This is a genomic window from Amycolatopsis sp. (genome assembly GCF_035546795.1).
In the GTDB taxonomy this organism is placed as follows: Bacteria; Actinomycetota; Actinomycetes; order Mycobacteriales; family Pseudonocardiaceae; genus Amycolatopsis_E.
In genome coordinates this window covers 105,563-120,887 of sequence record NZ_DASZWC010000047.1, presented here as the reverse complement: position 1 = coordinate 120,887, position 15,325 = coordinate 105,563, and the positions used below count along the sequence as shown (strand labels likewise).

General features: G+C 70.4%; 13 protein-coding genes and 1 pseudogene. 8 read left to right on the top strand and 6 right to left on the bottom strand.

The features are described 5' to 3' along the window. Positions 1–300: pseudogene (locus VHD82_RS25975) on the top strand (short chain dehydrogenase); the annotation flags it as partial. Between the two features lie 42 nt (positions 301–342). Here the strand turns inward: VHD82_RS25975 and VHD82_RS25970 are convergent. Both VHD82_RS25970 and VHD82_RS25965 read right to left on the bottom strand, forming a co-directional pair. Next, the gene (locus VHD82_RS25970; RefSeq protein ID WP_325709258.1) at positions 343–1,185 is read right to left on the bottom strand and encodes an acyl-CoA thioesterase; all 843 of its coding nucleotides are present in this window, start codon (positions 1,183–1,185) and stop codon (positions 343–345) included. A 6-nt stretch (positions 1,186–1,191) separates the two neighbouring features. Then, entirely contained in the window at positions 1,192–1,956 is a 765-nt protein-coding gene (locus VHD82_RS25965) for a crotonase/enoyl-CoA hydratase family protein (protein ID WP_325709255.1), read from the bottom strand. 90 nt (positions 1,957–2,046) lie between these two features. Here VHD82_RS25965 and VHD82_RS25960 point away from each other — a divergent pair, with 90 nt between their 5' ends. Then, the gene (locus VHD82_RS25960; RefSeq protein WP_325709252.1) at positions 2,047–2,808 is read left to right on the top strand and encodes an enoyl-CoA hydratase; all 762 of its coding nucleotides are present in this window, start codon (positions 2,047–2,049) and stop codon (positions 2,806–2,808) included. A gap of 13 nt (positions 2,809–2,821) precedes the next feature. Here VHD82_RS25960 and VHD82_RS25955 read toward each other — a convergent pair whose 3' ends face one another. Then, positions 2,822–3,823, bottom strand: coding sequence for an LLM class flavin-dependent oxidoreductase (locus VHD82_RS25955; RefSeq protein ID WP_325709249.1), 1,002 nt, complete (start codon positions 3,821–3,823; stop codon positions 2,822–2,824). A gap of 91 nt (positions 3,824–3,914) precedes the next feature. On the opposite strand from VHD82_RS25955, the gene VHD82_RS25950 reads away from it, so the two are divergent. The 4 genes from VHD82_RS25950 to VHD82_RS25935 are packed head-to-tail and all read left to right on the top strand — an operon-like array spanning position 3,915 to position 7,827. After that, positions 3,915–4,685, top strand: a complete 771-nt coding sequence (locus VHD82_RS25950; protein WP_325709246.1) for an SDR family NAD(P)-dependent oxidoreductase — start codon at positions 3,915–3,917, stop codon at positions 4,683–4,685. Positions 4,686–4,694: 9 nt separating this feature from the next. Then, on the top strand, positions 4,695–6,206 hold the full coding sequence (locus tag VHD82_RS25945) for an acyl-CoA synthetase (RefSeq protein WP_325709243.1): 1,512 nt from the start codon (positions 4,695–4,697) through the stop codon (positions 6,204–6,206). An 11-nt stretch (positions 6,207–6,217) separates the two neighbouring features. Further along, positions 6,218–7,063: a TIGR03619 family F420-dependent LLM class oxidoreductase gene (locus VHD82_RS25940; RefSeq protein WP_325709240.1), complete on the top strand. Its 846-nt coding sequence runs from the start codon at positions 6,218–6,220 to the stop codon at positions 7,061–7,063. A gap of 23 nt (positions 7,064–7,086) precedes the next feature. Beyond that, entirely contained in the window at positions 7,087–7,827 is a 741-nt protein-coding gene (locus tag VHD82_RS25935) for an SDR family NAD(P)-dependent oxidoreductase (protein ID WP_325709236.1), read from the top strand. Between the two features lie 5 nt (positions 7,828–7,832). On the opposite strand, the gene VHD82_RS25930 is transcribed toward VHD82_RS25935, so the two are convergent. Continuing rightward, the gene (locus VHD82_RS25930; protein ID WP_325709234.1) at positions 7,833–8,840 is read right to left on the bottom strand and encodes a DUF2889 domain-containing protein; all 1,008 of its coding nucleotides are present in this window, start codon (positions 8,838–8,840) and stop codon (positions 7,833–7,835) included. A gap of 95 nt (positions 8,841–8,935) precedes the next feature. Here VHD82_RS25930 and VHD82_RS25925 point away from each other — a divergent pair, with 95 nt between their 5' ends. Together VHD82_RS25925 and VHD82_RS25920 are read left to right on the top strand one after the other, a co-directional pair. After that, positions 8,936–10,201 (top strand): FAS1-like dehydratase domain-containing protein, encoded by a 1,266-nt coding sequence (locus tag VHD82_RS25925; protein ID WP_325709232.1) that lies wholly within the window; start codon positions 8,936–8,938, stop codon positions 10,199–10,201. Between the two features lie 194 nt (positions 10,202–10,395). Next, a complete protein-coding gene (locus VHD82_RS25920; RefSeq protein WP_325709229.1) occupies positions 10,396–11,667 on the top strand; it encodes an ABC transporter substrate-binding protein in 1,272 nt (423 codons plus the stop codon). Between the two features lie 62 nt (positions 11,668–11,729). Here VHD82_RS25920 and VHD82_RS25915 read toward each other — a convergent pair whose 3' ends face one another. Together VHD82_RS25915 and VHD82_RS25910 are read right to left on the bottom strand one after the other, a co-directional pair. Continuing rightward, positions 11,730–12,452 carry an ABC transporter ATP-binding protein gene (locus VHD82_RS25915; protein WP_325709226.1) on the bottom strand — a complete coding sequence of 241 codons (723 nt, stop codon included), beginning with the start codon at positions 12,450–12,452 and terminating at the stop codon, positions 11,730–11,732. Next, complete coding sequence (locus VHD82_RS25910; RefSeq protein ID WP_325709223.1) at positions 12,449–15,202, bottom strand: branched-chain amino acid ABC transporter permease/ATP-binding protein; 2,754 nt, start codon at positions 15,200–15,202, stop codon at positions 12,449–12,451. The genes VHD82_RS25915 and VHD82_RS25910 overlap by 4 nt, the downstream gene beginning before the upstream one ends. Between the last annotated feature and the right edge of the window lie 123 nt (positions 15,203–15,325).

The window sequence follows — 15,325 nt, the reverse complement described above, 5'->3', positions numbered from 1 at the left end:
TCCGCGGAACTGCGGGCGCACGGCATCGCGGCGAACTCGCTGTGGCCGCGCACCACCATCGACACCGCGGCCGTGCGGAACGTGATCGGGGCCGAGGTGGCCCAGCGCAGCCGGAAGCCGGAGATCATGGCCGACGCCGCGCACGTGATCCTGACCAAGCCGAGCGCCGAGGTGACCGGCAACTTCTTCATCGACGACGAGGTGCTCGCCGCCGAGGGAGTCACCGACTTCGCGAAATACCGCCTCGGCGGCAGCGAAGAGGATCTGGAACTGGACATCTGGGTCGACCGGCGCCGCTGACCCCGCTGGTTCCGGGCGCGCGCGAGCACGCCCGGAACCGGTTCAGCGCCGTGCGTGCAGCAGACCCTCCTGCGCGGCGGACGCGATCAGCGTGCCGTCGCGGTGGAAGATCCGGCCGGTGGCCAGCCCGCGCAGTTCGCCGACGGCCGGGCACGACTTGGCGTAGAGCAGCCAGTCGTCGAACCGCGGCTCGTTGTGGAACCACAGCACGTGGTCCAGCGAGGTCAGATGGCTCACGTCGGCGCGGCCGGACGCGCGCCGCACGGTGGCCACCAGCGAGAGATCGCTGATGTAGGTGAGCACCGCGGCGGTGCTCACCCGCCCGTCGAACCCCTCGCCACGCAGCCGGAACCACAGCATGTCCCGCAGGAAGGGATGCAGCACCTCATGGCCGTCTTCGACGGCCCGCAGGTCGAACATCGTGGCCGGGTGCGGTGTCCCGCTCGGGAACGTGTCTCCGGCGTCCGGGCAGTCTTCCGGATCCGGCGCGCCGGGTGGCGTTTCGTGGTTGCCCGCGCCGGAACGGTCGGTGGTGAAGGACGTATCCAGGCAAAGGATGGGTTCGCCGTGCTGCACGGCCGTGACCCGCCTGCGCCGGAAGTTCCGCCCGTCCTGCAAGGTGTCCACCCGGTACACGACCTTGTGCCCGGCGTCGCCGGGGCGCAGGAAATACGCGTGCAGCGAGTGGACACCCACGTCCTCGCCGGCTGTGCGTTCGGCGGCGACGAGCGCCTGCGCGGCGACCTCGCCGCCGTACAACCGGCGTCCGGCGACACCTGTCCGCCTGCTGCGGAACAGATCCCGCTCGATCGGTTCGAGATCGAGTATCGCGACCAGCGTGGCCAGGTCGTGCCGCGCCGGTGCGCCGTTGAGCGAAGTGGACATCGGCCGTTACTCGCCCCGCCAGACGGGGTCCCGCTTTTCGGCGAAGGCCTGCGCGCCCTCGCGGGCGTCGCTGGATTCGAACACCGGCTTCATGATCTCCTGCTGCCGGGCGAACGCGACGTCGCTGGTCCAGTCGCTCGAGCGGTTGATGATCTCCTTGGTGGCCTGGATGGCGAGCGGGGCGTTCTTGGTGATCTGCTCCGCGAGGGTGATCGCGCCCGCGAGCGCCTCGCCGGGGGCGGCGATGTGGTTGACCAGGCCGTAGCGGTGCGCGTCGGCGGCCGAAAAGAAGTTGCCGGTGAGCGCGAACTCCATGGCCAGCTGGCGGGGAATGCGCGCGGGCAGCCGGAGCAGGCCACCGGCACCGGCCACCAGCCCGCGTTTCACCTCGGGGATGCCGAACTTCGCGTCCTCGGCGGCGACCACCAGATCACAGGCCAGCACCAGCTCACAGCCCCCGGCCAGCGCGTACCCTTCGACCGCGGCGATCATCGGCTTGCGCGGGGGCGTTTCGGCCATGCCTGCCAGGCCACGGCCCTCGATGGTGACGTTCTCGCCGCGGAGGAACGCCTTGAGGTCCATACCCGCGCAGAACGTGCCGCCGGCGCCGGTCAGAATGCCGATGGACAGGTCCTTGCGGGAGTCCAGTTCGTCCAGCGCGGCCGCGACACCCCTGGTCACCGCGGCGTCGATGGCGTTGCGCGCCTCCGGCCGGTTGATGGTGACGATCAGGATCCTGCCACGTTCTTCGACCAGGACGGCGTCGGTCATCGCGAACTTCCTCCACTGTCAGGTTCAGCATTAATATGGTTAATCTATACAAACTGGTCCGCGAGGAACAGTATCGGAGGGTGGTACGGGATGGACGCGGCGACACCGTCGGACGCCGGAGAGGTCCTCGTCGAGCGGGACGGGGGCACGGTCTGGCTGACCCTCGACCGTCCGGCCGCCCGCAACGCGCTGAGCGAGCCGATGCGCCGCGCCTTGCGCCGCGCGCTGCGTAAGGCCGACACGGACCCGGAAGTCACGGCCGTCGTGCTGACCGGTCGCGATCCGGCCTTCTCCGGCGGGCTCGATCTCAAGGAGAGCCTGAACGGCAAGCCCGCCGCCCGTGAGTATCCCGACCCCGCCCAGGTGCTGCGCGCGCTGCGGGTCCCGGTCATCTGCGCGGTCAACGGCGCCTGTTACACCGGTGCCCTGGAGATAGCGCTGAGCTGCTCGTTCGTGCTGGCCTCGGAACGTGCGACGTTCGCCGACACGCACGCGAGCATCGGGCTGCTCGCGGGGTGGGGGATGAGCGCGCTCCTGCCGCGGGCCGTCGGCACCAGGATGGCCCGGCAGATGATGCTGACCGGTGAGCCGATCGGCGCGGCGGAAGCGCTGCGCACCGGGCTGGTGAACGAAGTGCTGCCGCACGAGGAGCTGATCCCGCGGGCGCGCGAGGTCGCCGCGCGGATCGGGCGCGCGCACCCCGGCGCGGTCCGCACCACGCTGGACCTGCTCGACTCCGGTGACGGCGTGTCGCTGGCCCATGCGCTGGCGGCCGAGACCGACGCGAAGCTCCGCTGGCGTTCGGATCCCGCGGAGATCACGCGTCGGTTCAAGCCCGGCAACGCTCGTTGACGGGCCACGCGCGTCAGCGCCGGTCGAGCTGTTCCATGGTCGCGACGGCGGCGCGGGCGTAGTGCGCCTGGCGCTTCGGTCCGACCAGAAAGGACGGTGTGGCCAGAAAAGCCAGCTGTGGCAGCGCTTTCCGGCGGTCGATCGTGGCGAGGGCTTCGCCGGTCGTGCCGCACACCGCGATTTCGGCGAGCATCTCGTCGGTCACCGCCGCGGCCATCGCGTCGTTGTCCCCGGCCCGGAACGCCTGCCGGATCGCCTCGACCTGCGCCTGCCAGCCGTGCAGTTCGACGAGCCGGTCGTAGGTCTTCACGGTGAGGTAGAAGGCGATCTGGCGCCGCGCGTCGAGCCGGGCCCGGTCCGGGTCCTCGTCGTTGATCGCGGTGATCACCCAGCCCCACCGGCGGATCTCCGCCGCGTCGCGCCCGGTCTCCGCGGCACCGGCCGCGAGCGCGGGCTCGACGACCTCGCTCCACCACGCGTCGGTGAACAGGCCGTGGCCGAGCACGCCGTCGGCCGCCCTGCCCACCGTACGGATCATGATCTTGTTGAACGCGCCGACCAGGATCGGCACGTCCAGGCGGCCCAGCACTGGTGCCCGGATGTCGGCCTTGACCGGGTAGAACTCACCCTGTGTCTCGATGTGCGACCAGTTCTCGGCGGTGAGGTAGGCGCGGATCGCGGTGATCAGCTCCGCCATCCGCTTCGCGGGCGAACCCGATTCGGCCACGAACCAGTCCTGGTTCATCCGGCGGGTGCCGGCGCCGAGGCCGAGGAACAACCGCCCCGGCGCGGTCTTGGACAGGTGCCGGATCGCCGACGCGTGCACGAACGGCGAGCGCGCGAAGGCGTAGGCGATGCCGGGGCCGACCTGCGCCGTGGTGGTGCCGGCCGCCATTTCGGCCGTGCTGAGGTAGGCGTTGTGATCGGCGAACTCGCCCGCGCAGAACGCGGCGGCGCCGGCTTTCTCCGCCTCCGCCGCGATCTCCGCGCCGGGCCAGGGAAGACCCCACTCCATCTTCGTCTCCTTTTGCAACCGAGGTTGAAGAATCTAACTAAACACATTAGCGTCCGGAGGTGACAACGAGGCAAGAGTCAGGAGGTCCGCGATGCGGCTCGAGGGTGGTTCCGCGATCGTGACGGGAGGCGCCGGCGGACTGGGCGGCGCGACCGTCCGCAGGCTGGCCGGGGCCGGGATGACGGTCGTCGTGGCCGATCTCGCCGACGACCAGGGCAAGGCGCTCGCCGCGGAACTCGGCGGCGCGGTGCGGTACGTGCACACCGACGTCACCGACGAACAATCCACCCGGGACGCGATCGCCGCGGCGCAGGAGGCAGGCCCGTTGCGGGTCGCGGTCTCGGCGCACGGCGGGCCCGTCGCGGGCAGCAGGGTGCTCGACCGCGCGGGGGAACCGTATTCGCTGGAGCTGTTCGAGCGCACCGTCAAGATCTATCTCAGCGGCACCTTCAACGTCCTGCGACTGGCCGCGTCCGCGATGGCGCGCACCGAGCCGGACGACTCCGGTTGCCGCGGCGTGATCGTCAACACCGCGAGCATCGCCGCGTTCGAAGGCCAGATCGGGCAGACCGACTATTCGGCGGCCAAGGGCGGCGTCGTCGGTCTCGGTCTCGTCGCCGCGCGGGACTTGGCGCCGGTCGGCGTGCGCGTGATGACCATCGCGCCCGGCACCTTCTTCACTCCGGCGTTCCGGATGGAAAAGGAGGCCGCGCAAGAGAAGTGGGGCACGGCGGTGCCGTTCCCGAAGCGGATGGGCGAGCCGGCCGAGTACGCGCAACTGGTGCAGAGCATCGCGGAGAACGACTATCTCAACGGCGAGGTCATCCGGATCGACGGCGCCCAGCGTTTCGGCCCGCGCTGAGGTGACGGGATGCAGCTGACTCGCCTCGCCGGGGAACTGGGCGGCAAACCGGCGATCGTCATGGGCGCGACGGGTGCCACGCTGACCTATCGCGAGCTCGAAGCACGCTCGAACCGGATCGCGCGGCTCTTCCGCGACCGTGGGCTGCGTCCGGGCGACCACATCGCGCTGCTGTTCGGCAACACGCTGGAGGTGTTCCCGGTGGTGTGGGCGGCCCAGCGGTGCGGACTGTTGTACACGCCCGTGAACTGGCATCTGGCCGAGTCCGAAGCCGCCTACATCGTGGAAAACTGCGAGGCGCGGCTGCTGGTGTCCGAAGTGGACCTGGAGCCGCTCGCCTCGGCCATCGCGGGCGGGCTGGACCGGCTGGTGACCGGCGGGCACGTCGACGGGGTGGCGAGCCTCGACGACGCGGCGGCGTCCTTTCCGGACGATCCGGTCGAAGACGAGACCGAGGGCTGCTACATGCTCTACTCGTCGGGAACCACCGGGCGCCCCAAGGGAATCCTGCCGGAGCTGCCCGAAGCCCCGTTCGGCACCGGGCTGCCCATCGACCACCTGATGGCCGGGCGGTTCGGGTTCGGCAGGGACACCGTCTACCTCAGCCCCGGCCCGATCTACCACGCCGCGCCGCTCGGCTGGACGACCGGAACCGTGCGCAACGGCGGCACCGTCGTGGTGATGGAGAAGTTCGACGCGGAGGACACGCTGCGGCTGATCGAGCGGTACGGCGTGACGCATGGGCAGTTCGTGCCGACGATGTTCGTGCGGATGCTGAAGCTGCCCGCCGAAACCCGTCGCCGCTACGACGTTTCGAGCCTGCGGGTCGTCGTGCACGCGGCCGCGCCCTGCCCGGTCGAGGTCAAGGAAAAGATGATCGACTGGTTCGGCCCGAAGCTCGTCGAGTTCTACGCGGGCAGCGAGGGCAGCGGGTTCTGCCTGATCGACACGCCGGACTGGCTGGCGCACAAGGGTTCCGTCGGCAAGCCGGTGCTGGGCGAGGTGCACGTCTGCGATGACGAGGGCACCGAGCTGGGCCCGGGTGAGGTCGGCACGGTGTGGTTCGGCGGCACCCGCCGGTTCGCCTACCACCGCGATCCGGAGAAAACCGCGAGCGTCTACAACGACCGCGGCTGGAGCACGCTCGGCGACCTCGGGCAGGTGGACGAGGAGGGCTATCTCTACCTCTCCGACCGGCGCACCGACCTCATCCTGTCCGGCGGCGTCAACATCTATCCGCGCGAGATAGAGGACGTGCTGGCGCTGCATCCCGCGGTGGAGGACGTCGCCGTCATCGGCGTGCCGGACGCGGAGTTCGGCCAGCGGGTGCACGCGGTGGTGCAGCCCGCCGGGGTGGCCCGGCCGGAACTGGCCGGCGAGCTGATCGCCTACTGCCGGGACCGCCTCGGCCACTACAAGTGCCCGAAGACGGTGACGTTCGCCGAGGTCCCGCGCCTGCCCAGCGGCAAGATCCTGCGCCGTGAGCTGATGAAGCGCCACGAAGACGTGGCGACGAGCTGAAGGGTGCGACGATGCGCTTCGGGCTCAACATCGTGCCGGTCCGCCCGGGGGAGCTGGGCGAGCTGGCGGTGCGGGCGGAACAGCTCGGGTTCGAGTCGTTGTGGGCCGGCGAGCATGTGCTCACGCCCGTCGAGCTCGGCGAGGGCTATCCGAGCGGCTCGAAGCCCCCGTTCGCGCCGGACTCCCGGTTCACCGAGCCGTTCGCGACACTGTCCTTTTTGGCCTCCGTGACGCGGCGGGTGCGGCTGGGCACCGGCGTGCTGATCCTGCCGCTGCATCCCGTCGTACCGCTGGCGCGCGCGATCGCGACCGTGGACGTCTTCTCCGGCGGGCGGCTCAGCCTCGGGCTCGGCGTTGGCTGGATGCGTGCGGAGTTCGCCGCGGTGGGGCAGGGTTTCACCGACCGCGGGCGCCGGATGGACGAGATGCTCACGGTGCTCGACCTGCTGTTCGGCCAGGACCGGCCGGCGTTCGAGGGCGTGTTCCACCACCTGCCCCCGATGGGGTTCGAGCCGAAACCCGTGCAGCGCCCGCATCCCCCCTTCCTGCTCGGCGGCATTTCGCCGGCCGCGTTGCGGCGTGCCGCGCGGGCCGGCGACGGCTGGTACGGCACCCAGGACCCGCCGGGCGGGCTCGGCCCGGTGATCGCGGAGCTGCACCGGCTGCGCGCGGAGTACGGGCGGGGCGACCGGCCGTTCGAGATCACCGCGTTGCTCGGCTGGGGACAGGAGTTCGACGCCGATCTCGTCCGGGCGTACGGCGAAGCGGGTGTGCACCGGCTGGTGGCCACCCCCTGGTCCCGTAGCCGGGACGCGCTGGCGGCCATCGATCGGTTCGCCCGCTCGGCAGGGTTGTGACCATTGTGGACGGACGAGGCGCGATGCCCGACTTCGCAGGCCAAGTGGCGCTGGTGACCGGTGGCGGCAAGGGAATCGGCCGCGCCATCTCGCTCGAACTGGCAAGGCGCGGCGCCGACGTGGCGATCAACTACCGCTCGGACGCCGACGCCGCCGCGGAGACCGCGGACGAGATCCGCGGGCTCGGCCGCCGCGCGCTGCTGCTGCCCGCTGACATCACCGACCCCGGGGCGGCCGAGGCGCTGGTACCCGCGGTGCGTGCCGGGCTCGGCCCGGTCCGGCTGCTGGTCAACAATGCCGCGTACACCCGGCTGATGCCGCCGGACGAGCTGGGCCTGCGGACCTGGCGAAGGATCTTCGCGGCCAATGTGGACGCGGCGTTCCAGCTCACCTGGCTGGTCCGGGCGGACATGCGCGAACACGGGGGAGGGGCCGTGGTCAACATCAGCTCGACCTCCTCGCTGAAACCGGATCCGGCCACGATCGCTTACGGCGCTTCGAAAGCGGCGCTCAACGCCTTCACCGCGAGCGCCGCGCTCGCGCTGGTGCGGGACGGGATCCGGATCAACGCCGTCGCCCCCGGATTCACCCGCACGCCCCGGGTCGACACGGTGGACCCGGCCACGCGGGCGGCGATGCTGGCCGGAGTGCCGATGGGACGGCTCGCCGAAGCCGGGGAGATCGCGGCCGTGGTGGCGTTCCTGCTTTCGGAGCAGGCGAGCTACGTGACCGGGCAGGTGGTCACGGCCGCCGGAGGCCCGTGATGGCGTTACGCGGCAAGCAGGGCCCGTGCGAGCACCGGTACTTCGGCGAGCGCGCGGAGTGCGTCGTTGAGGTGCGTGCAGCCGTCGGTCTTGGCCAGCCGGTCCAGCACGGCGGTGCGCATCTCGGCGAGGGGTGTGCCGGTCATCCCGGCGATGTTGCGGGTCGCGAGCGGGCATTCCACGAACGGCAGCACCCGCGGTTCCGCCGCGATCGAGACCAGCGTCCACGTCCCGGCGTCGATGACGGCCTGGAGGCCGTACTCGTGCACGGCCGCCCGGCCGCCGTCCGGTTTCGTGGCGCTGTCCTGGAACATCGCGTCCACCGCGAAAGTGCCGGGCTCGCCGGGATAGACGTCGATGCGCCGGGCGCGCCGCATCGAAACCCCGCTGATGTCCTCCATCGGGTGCCAGCCTTCGGGGTCACCGGCCCTGGGCAGCGGCAGCACCGTCCGGGTGCGATGGACCGGGCGGGACAGCCCGTTCGAGTCCAGTGCGCTGGACCCGGGCTGGAAACCGGTGCAAACCCCTTCCATCCGGCGGCGCGCTTCGGCGGCCTTCCCGGCCGCGGCCTGCAGCCACTCGGGATTCCATTGCGAGTAGGCGAATCCGGCGATCAGGGTCGAGCCGGCGATGTCGTCGAGCAACAGGTAGAGCGGGGTGCCGGCGGCCAGTTCGCCGGGCACGACCCTGGCCAGCGCGGCCCGCAGGCGTCCGCCGCCCCGGGAACCGACGAGGCCTTCGATCCCGGGCCGCGCCGGTTCGGTCTCGATTTCCTCGATGGTGCGGTCCGGAGCCACGCCGACCCGCATGACGTCCTCGGCGAGCACCCGCCCGTCGCCGCCTTCGGCCGGGGTGAGCAGATCACGGGCGCGGCCGAGCAGGCGCAACTGGGTGCCCCAGCCGCCGGGCCAGTGCAAGTCGATCGTCGACGTCCTGCGCACCGAGCCGGCCCGCCGCGGCGGGCTCGGTTCCGCCGGACCGGTCACGTCGGGAATATCGACGGGTTCGATCATTTCGCGCTCCTTGGCTCAGTTCGCGACACGCTAGTTAATCTAAATAAATGTACTCTGTTAGCAGAGCGCATACGTCCGACTCGGAGGTAGTGACCTTGACCGAAACCGCACCGAAAGCCGCCGAACAGTTCGGTGTGCTGACCGATGAGGCGATCGCGCGTTCGCGCCGCCGGCTCGGTGTGCCGAACCCGCAGTACAACCCCCCGCACAACTACGAGGTGACCGCGGACGGGTCCCGGCATTTCGCCTACGGCTACGGCGACGACAACCCGCTGTACACCGACCCGGAATACGCGAAGGGCACGCGCTGGGGGACGCTGCTGGCCCCGCCCGCCTTCCTCTACACGATGGGGGAGGACGCCGCGCCCAAACCGGATCCGGAGACCAAGGCGCTGCTCAAGGGCGACCCGTTCGCCGGGCTCGGTTCGTACCAGGCGGTCATGGAGTTCGAATGGTGGCGCCCGCTGACGCTGGGCGACCGCTGCCGCGTGCTGCAGGCCCAGGTCGGCGTGCAGCCCAAGCGCAGCAGCTTCGGCGGCCGCACGGCCCACATCACGCACGACTACCTCTACACGAACGGTGCCGGGGAGATGCACGCCGTGCGCCGGGGCACCTGGATCAACGCCGAACGGCACACCTCCAAGAAGCGCGCCAAGGAAAAACTGGAGCAGGTGCCGTATACCGACGAGCAGATCGCCGAGATCGACGCCGCGTACGCGGCCGAGACCCGACGTGGCGCGGAACCGCGGTACTTCGAGGACGTGCGGATCGGCGAGGATCTGCAGCCGCGGGTGAAAGGCCCGCTGACCACCACCGACGTCGTGGTCTGGCATCTGGGCTGGGGAATGCAGCTGACCCCGCCGGGGGCGTTCGGGATCGCGGCACGGATCCGCCGCAAGGCGCCGGGACTCTACCCGCCCAACGGGCTGAACATCCCGGACACCGTCCAGCGGCTGCACTGGGAACCGGCGCGGGCCCGGGAACTGGGGCTACCCAATTCCTATGACTACGGCGGGATGCGCGAGACCTGGCTGACCCACCTGGTCACCGAGTGGATGGGCGACGACGCCTGGCTGTGGAAGCTGCGCTGCGAGCACCGCAAGTTCAACTACATCGGCGACACCACCTGGGTGCGCGGGGTGGTCGAGGACAAGCGGCAGGTGACCGAGGGCGGGGTCACCCGCAACGAGGCGCACCTGCGCGTGTGGTGCGAGAACCAGCGCGGCGAGACCACCACGCCCGGCACCGCGGTGGTGCTGCTGCCGGCCAGGGAGCAGCCGGTGACCCTGCCCGAGCCACCGGCGCCGACGATCGAGGGAATGCTGGCCCACGAGCTGGAGCGCTACCGCCTCGCCGACTGAGTATCCGCTAATTTCACACCGGCCGGGGCCGGGGCGCACGCCCCGGCCCCGGTCACTATGTGTACTTGCCCGCATCGCAGGGAAGAACGACGAGTCCCCGGTGGTCACAGCTCGGTGGAGACCCTCGACACACCCGTTCGGCTCACCTAGTCTCATCGGAAATAAAGTGCCCTCTTCCGGCAAGGAGCGCAACGGTGCGTATTTCTGGAAAGCGACGGCCCCTGGCGCTGGCCGCGGTCACGGTGATCGCGGCAGCGGGCATGGCGGGATGCGGCGGTGGCGACACCGGTTCCGCGCAGGGCTCCGGCGGGTCCGCGGACCTGTCCGTGCTCGGGCCGGCCAACAAGGCCACCGGCGCCCCCGTCAAGATCGGCCTGTTCAACGTCGAAGGCGGCAGCACGGTCAGCCAGCCCTTCATCGGTGACGCTGCGGAAGCAGCCGCGAAGTACGCCAACGACCATCTCGGCGGGCTGAACGGGCACGTGATCGAGATCGAACGGTGCGGGGACAAGGCGGACGGCGCGTCCGCCGCGGCCTGCGCCAACAAGTTCGTGCAGGACAAGGTCACCGCGGTGGTGGCGGGCCAGCCCGCGACCGCGGACCAGATCGTGCCCGTGCTGCAGGGCGCCGGGATCCCGTGGGTCGGTTCGTCACCGGCCGCGGCCTCGGAGATCACCGGGACCGGGACCTACTTCTTCGGATCGGGCTTCATCGGGCTGCTCGGCGCGTGGGCACAGTACTCGAAGGACCAGCACTACCAGAAGTTCACCATCTACGGCCCCGACAACCCCCAGCTCGTCGCCGCGGTGCAGGCCATCGGAGCGCCCCTGTTCAAGAAGGTCGGCGTCGACATGCAGCTGGTGACGGTCCCCCAAGGGGTGGCCGATTCGAGCTCCCAGGTGCAGGCCGGCCTGACGAGAAAACCCGACGCGGTCGGCGTGGTCGCGGACAACACGGTCTGCCAGTCGGTGCTTTCGGCTTTGCAGACGTCGGGCACCACCGTGCCGAAGCTGGTGAACACCTCGTGCGTCGCCAAGTCCGTCATCGACGCGCTGGGCGACGACGGGATCAACGGCGTGACGCTCTTCGACGTCGGCGACCCGGTCGGCAGCACCCCCGAGGCCAAGCTGTACCAGGCGGTCATGGCGCAGTACGCCCCGTCCGCCGAGGCGACCGGGATCACCCCGATCGGCTACCTGTCGATGCTCGGGTTCATCCGGGCCGTCAACGCCGGTGCGGGGTCCGCTGACATCACGACGCCGGCGGGCGTCAAGACCGCGATCGGGAACGCGAAGAACGTGCCGCTGCCGATCGGCGACGGTGCCACGTTCTCGTGTGACAAGAGCGTGCTGCCCGCCCAGCTGGTGAAGGCCACGATCTGCAGCGGCCAGATGATGATCACCAAGTACAGCGGATCGCAGCCCGGCCCCTACAGCTCGGTCGACGTCTCCAAGGTGTTCGGCTAGCCCACCGAAAGCGGGGGCGGTGGCCTTTTCCGGCCACCGCCCCTGTTTTTCGTGTGTTCGTTTCAGCCGGTCACGGCAGGCAGCTCACCGAGGTAAGCACGCTCCAAAATGGACGGATCCGCGGCCAGCTCCGACGCCGGCCTGGTGAGCACCTGCTCGCCGTGCACCAGCACCACGGCGTGGTCGGCGATGCCCAGTGCGAGGCCGACGTGTTGCTCCACAAGGACAACGGCGGCGGAGGTCTCGGTGGCCACCCGACGGACGACGGGCAGCAGCTCCTCCACCACCACCGGCGCCAGGCCCATGCTGAGCTCGTCGATCAGCAGTACCCGGGGTTGCAGCATCAGCGCGCGCCCGATCGCCAGCATCTGCTGCTCGCCCCCGGAGAGTTTGCCCGCCTCGATTTTCAGCCGTTTTCCCAGCGCCGGAAAGAACTCCAGCATCCGCTCGACGGTCGTCCCGCCCCGGCGCCGGCACAGTGCCAGGTTCTGGCGCACGGTCAGCCCGGTGAACAGGGAACGGTCGTCGGGCACCAGCACCACGCCCTGCTTGGCCGCGGCCCGCGCTTTTCCTTTGCCCAGCGGCTTTCCGTCGATGGCCAGCCGCCCGCCGAGCGCGGGTACCAGCCCGGCGATGGTGAGCAGCACCGTGGTCTTGCCCGCGCCGTTCGGCCCGAGCAGGGCGGTGACCTCACCGGGGGCGAGGGTCAGGTCGAACCCGCGGACGACCGGGCTGCCCGCGAGGTAGCCGGCATCCAGCCCGGCGCATTCCAGTATCGCGTTCATCGCGTCGCCACCTCCGGGGTGGTCGTCGTGCCCAGGTAGGCGCGGGCCACCCCGGCGTCGACCCGGATCTGCGCCGGTGTGCCGTCCGCGATCACCGCACCGAGGTCGAGCACCACGATCCGGTCGCAGACGTCCAGCACCAGGCTCATGTCGTGATCGACCAGCACCACCGTCACGCCCGCGTCGCGCACCGCCCGCAACCGCTCGCCCAGCCAGCGGCTTTCGGCGGTGTCGAGGCCGCCGGCCGGTTCGTCGAGCAGGATCACCTTGGGCCGCCCGGCGAGCGCACGGGCGACCGACACCAGTTGCCGTTGCCCCTGCGACAGTTCCCGCACCGGCCGGTCGCGCACGGCTTCGAGCTTGAGCACTTCGAACAGCCGGTCCAGCAGGCCGGCGCCCCGAGGGCTGTCGCCGTGTTCGCCACCGTGGCGCGCCGCTTCCTGCCCGACCGCGACGTTCTCCTCGACGGTCAGGTCCTCATACAGTTCGATGCCCTGGAACGTGCGGCCGAGCCCGGCCCGGATCCGCTGGTGCGGTCTGGCCGATTTCAGGTCTCTGCCAAGGAGTTCGACCGAACCCGAAGCCGGGGTGAACCCGCTGGCCGCGTCGATGAGTGTCGTTTTTCCCGCGCCGTTCGGCCCGATCAGCCCGATGATCTCGTTCTCGCGCGCCTCGAACGACACGCCGTCGACCGCGACCACGCCGCCGTAGCGGACACCGACTTCCGTCAACCGCAACACGATCTCCCCGGGCGGCGCGGGAGCGGTCGCGGGTGTGGCTCGCTCCGGCTCTTCCCGTACCGGACCAGGCGGAGTGGCACGCCGTGCGTGGAGCTTGCCGACCAGGGCGTGCAGCGGCCCGACGATGCCTTCCGGGTTCTTGACGACGGTGAGCACGAGGCCGATCCCGGCGATCACGTCGTACCAGATGCCCAGCGAGAAGGCCTGGTCCAGCGCGTAGAAGACGAGGGCCCCGGGCGCGATGATCCCGGCGGCGATACCGCCTGCCAGCGACGTGGCGCCGGCGATGTAGACGGTCGCGAACAGGCCGAGACCGCCGATGGCGGTGAAGGAATCCGGACTGGCGAGCGTCTGGGCGTAGCCCAGCAGCGCGCCACCGAGTCCGGCGATGAACGCGCCGATCGCGAAGGCGATGATCTTGACCCGGGCGACGTCGATCCCGGCCGCCGCGGCGGAGCGTTCGTTCGCGCGCACCGCCAGCATCGCGGCGCCGAGGTTGCTGGTGCGCAGCTTCGCCACCCCGATCCCGATCACCAGCAGCACGAGCAGGCAGAAGATGCCGAACGGCAGCCGCGGATACGCGTCGCCGACGCCGACTCCGAGGTCGAGGCCGAAGATCCGGGGCGGGCCGATCGGCGCGCCCTGCAGGCCGCCGTTGATCCCGGTGTTGCGGAACCACAGGTTCTCCAGCGCGACGGCGAGCGCGAGCGTCACCACGGCGACCGGCAGCCCGCGGATGCGCAGGGCGGGCAGACCCACCACGACGCCGATCACCGTGGCGGCCACCGCCGCCAGCAGCGGGCTGAACGGGAAGGGGATGCCCAGCGTGGTGGCGAACCGGTTCAGCGAGAACGCCCCGACTCCGGCCAAAGTCAGCTGTGCCAAGGAGATCTGGCCGGCGTAGCCGGTGACCACCACTGTGGAGACGCTGATCACCGCCATGATCATCGTGGTGATCAGCGCTGCCCGCAGGCCGCCGCCGGTCGCCACCAGTGCCACCAGCCCGACCACCGTCGTGGCGAGCACCGGTACCGCGAGCCCGCGCGGGCGGGGCGCCCGGCCGAGCGTCCGCTGGATGACCGCGCCACGGGAGGGCAGCGGCCGGCCTCGGATGACCAGGAACACCAGGATCAGCACGAGCGGCACCAGCTGGGCCAGCCCGGTCTGCGGCAGCCAGTCGACCAGCCCCTGCACGTACTGCAGTTCGGACTGGAGCATGCCGATCACCAGCGCGGCGGCCACGGCCGCGCCGACCGCGATGAAGTTCCCGACGAGCGCCGCGGCCAGCGCCGGCACGATGAACAGCGTGTAGGACACCGGGATCAGGGGCACGATCGGCGCGATCAGGATGCCGGACAGCGCCGCGACCGCCGAGCTGATCGCCCAGTTGACGACCGCGATCCGCTCCGGGGACAGCCCGCTGACGAGTGCCCCCTTTTCCGACTCGGCCGCCGCGCGCGTTGCGAGGCCGAAGCGGGTGAACCGGAACCACAGCGTGAGCAGTACGGCGATGCCCACGATGAGCAGCGCGAACCACACCCGGTCGGCCGGGATGCGCAGCCCCGCGAACTCGTAGGTCCGCTTCGGCAGGATCGCCGCGACCGACATCGCCTGGGTGCCGACGCGTGCGGCCAGCAGCGCCTGGATCACGAGCATGACGCCGATCGACGCGACGACCTTGGCCACCGGCGAGGACGTGCGCAGCGGACGGAAGACCACGGCGTAGAGCAGCATGCCGAAGAGTGCCGAAAGCACCAGTGCGACGGCCATCGCCGGGAACAACCCCAGCTTGCCGCCGATGCCGATCGTCTTGGGCAGTCCGGGAATCGGCAGCAGCAGCTCACCGCGCCGGAGGAAGGAGTACAGATAGGCCGCGTAGAGGGCGATGGCCCCGGTCGCGAAGTTGACCACTCCCGAGCTGCGGAACGTGACGACGAGAGCGAGCGCGAGTGCCGCGAAGACCGCACCGTTGCCGAGCCCGAGTACCAGGAAACCGATGTGCTGCGACATCGCACCACCTCATGTAGTCGTCGCGCGGAAAGCGACTCGGCTATTCCGGATACTCTAAATTTGGCGACGAAGTGAGGTCAAGCACGCCGGGGCGGCAGTTATGCACCCAGGACAAAGGGAAAA

Bases quoted from the DNA above. Each gene is read 5' to 3' on its own strand.
- VHD82_RS25970 (WP_325709258.1), bottom strand. From the start codon at position 1,185: ATGTCCACTTCGCTCAACGGCGCACCGGCGCGGCACGACCTGGCCACG.
- VHD82_RS25965 (WP_325709255.1), bottom strand. From the start codon at position 1,956: ATGACCGACGCCGTCCTGGTCGAAGAACGTGGCAGGATCCTGATCGTC.
- VHD82_RS25960 (WP_325709252.1), top strand. From the start codon at position 2,047: ATGGACGCGGCGACACCGTCGGACGCCGGAGAGGTCCTCGTCGAGCGG.
- VHD82_RS25955 (WP_325709249.1), bottom strand. From the start codon at position 3,823: ATGGAGTGGGGTCTTCCCTGGCCCGGCGCGGAGATCGCGGCGGAGGCG.
- VHD82_RS25950 (WP_325709246.1), top strand. From the start codon at position 3,915: ATGCGGCTCGAGGGTGGTTCCGCGATCGTGACGGGAGGCGCCGGCGGA.
- VHD82_RS25945 (WP_325709243.1), top strand. From the start codon at position 4,695: ATGCAGCTGACTCGCCTCGCCGGGGAACTGGGCGGCAAACCGGCGATC.
- VHD82_RS25940 (WP_325709240.1), top strand. From the start codon at position 6,218: ATGCGCTTCGGGCTCAACATCGTGCCGGTCCGCCCGGGGGAGCTGGGC.
- VHD82_RS25935 (WP_325709236.1), top strand. From the start codon at position 7,087: ATGCCCGACTTCGCAGGCCAAGTGGCGCTGGTGACCGGTGGCGGCAAG.
- VHD82_RS25930 (WP_325709234.1), bottom strand. From the start codon at position 8,840: ATGATCGAACCCGTCGATATTCCCGACGTGACCGGTCCGGCGGAACCG.
- VHD82_RS25915 (WP_325709226.1), bottom strand. From the start codon at position 12,452: ATGAACGCGATACTGGAATGCGCCGGGCTGGATGCCGGCTACCTCGCG.
- VHD82_RS25910 (WP_325709223.1), bottom strand. From the start codon at position 15,202: ATGTCGCAGCACATCGGTTTCCTGGTACTCGGGCTCGGCAACGGTGCG.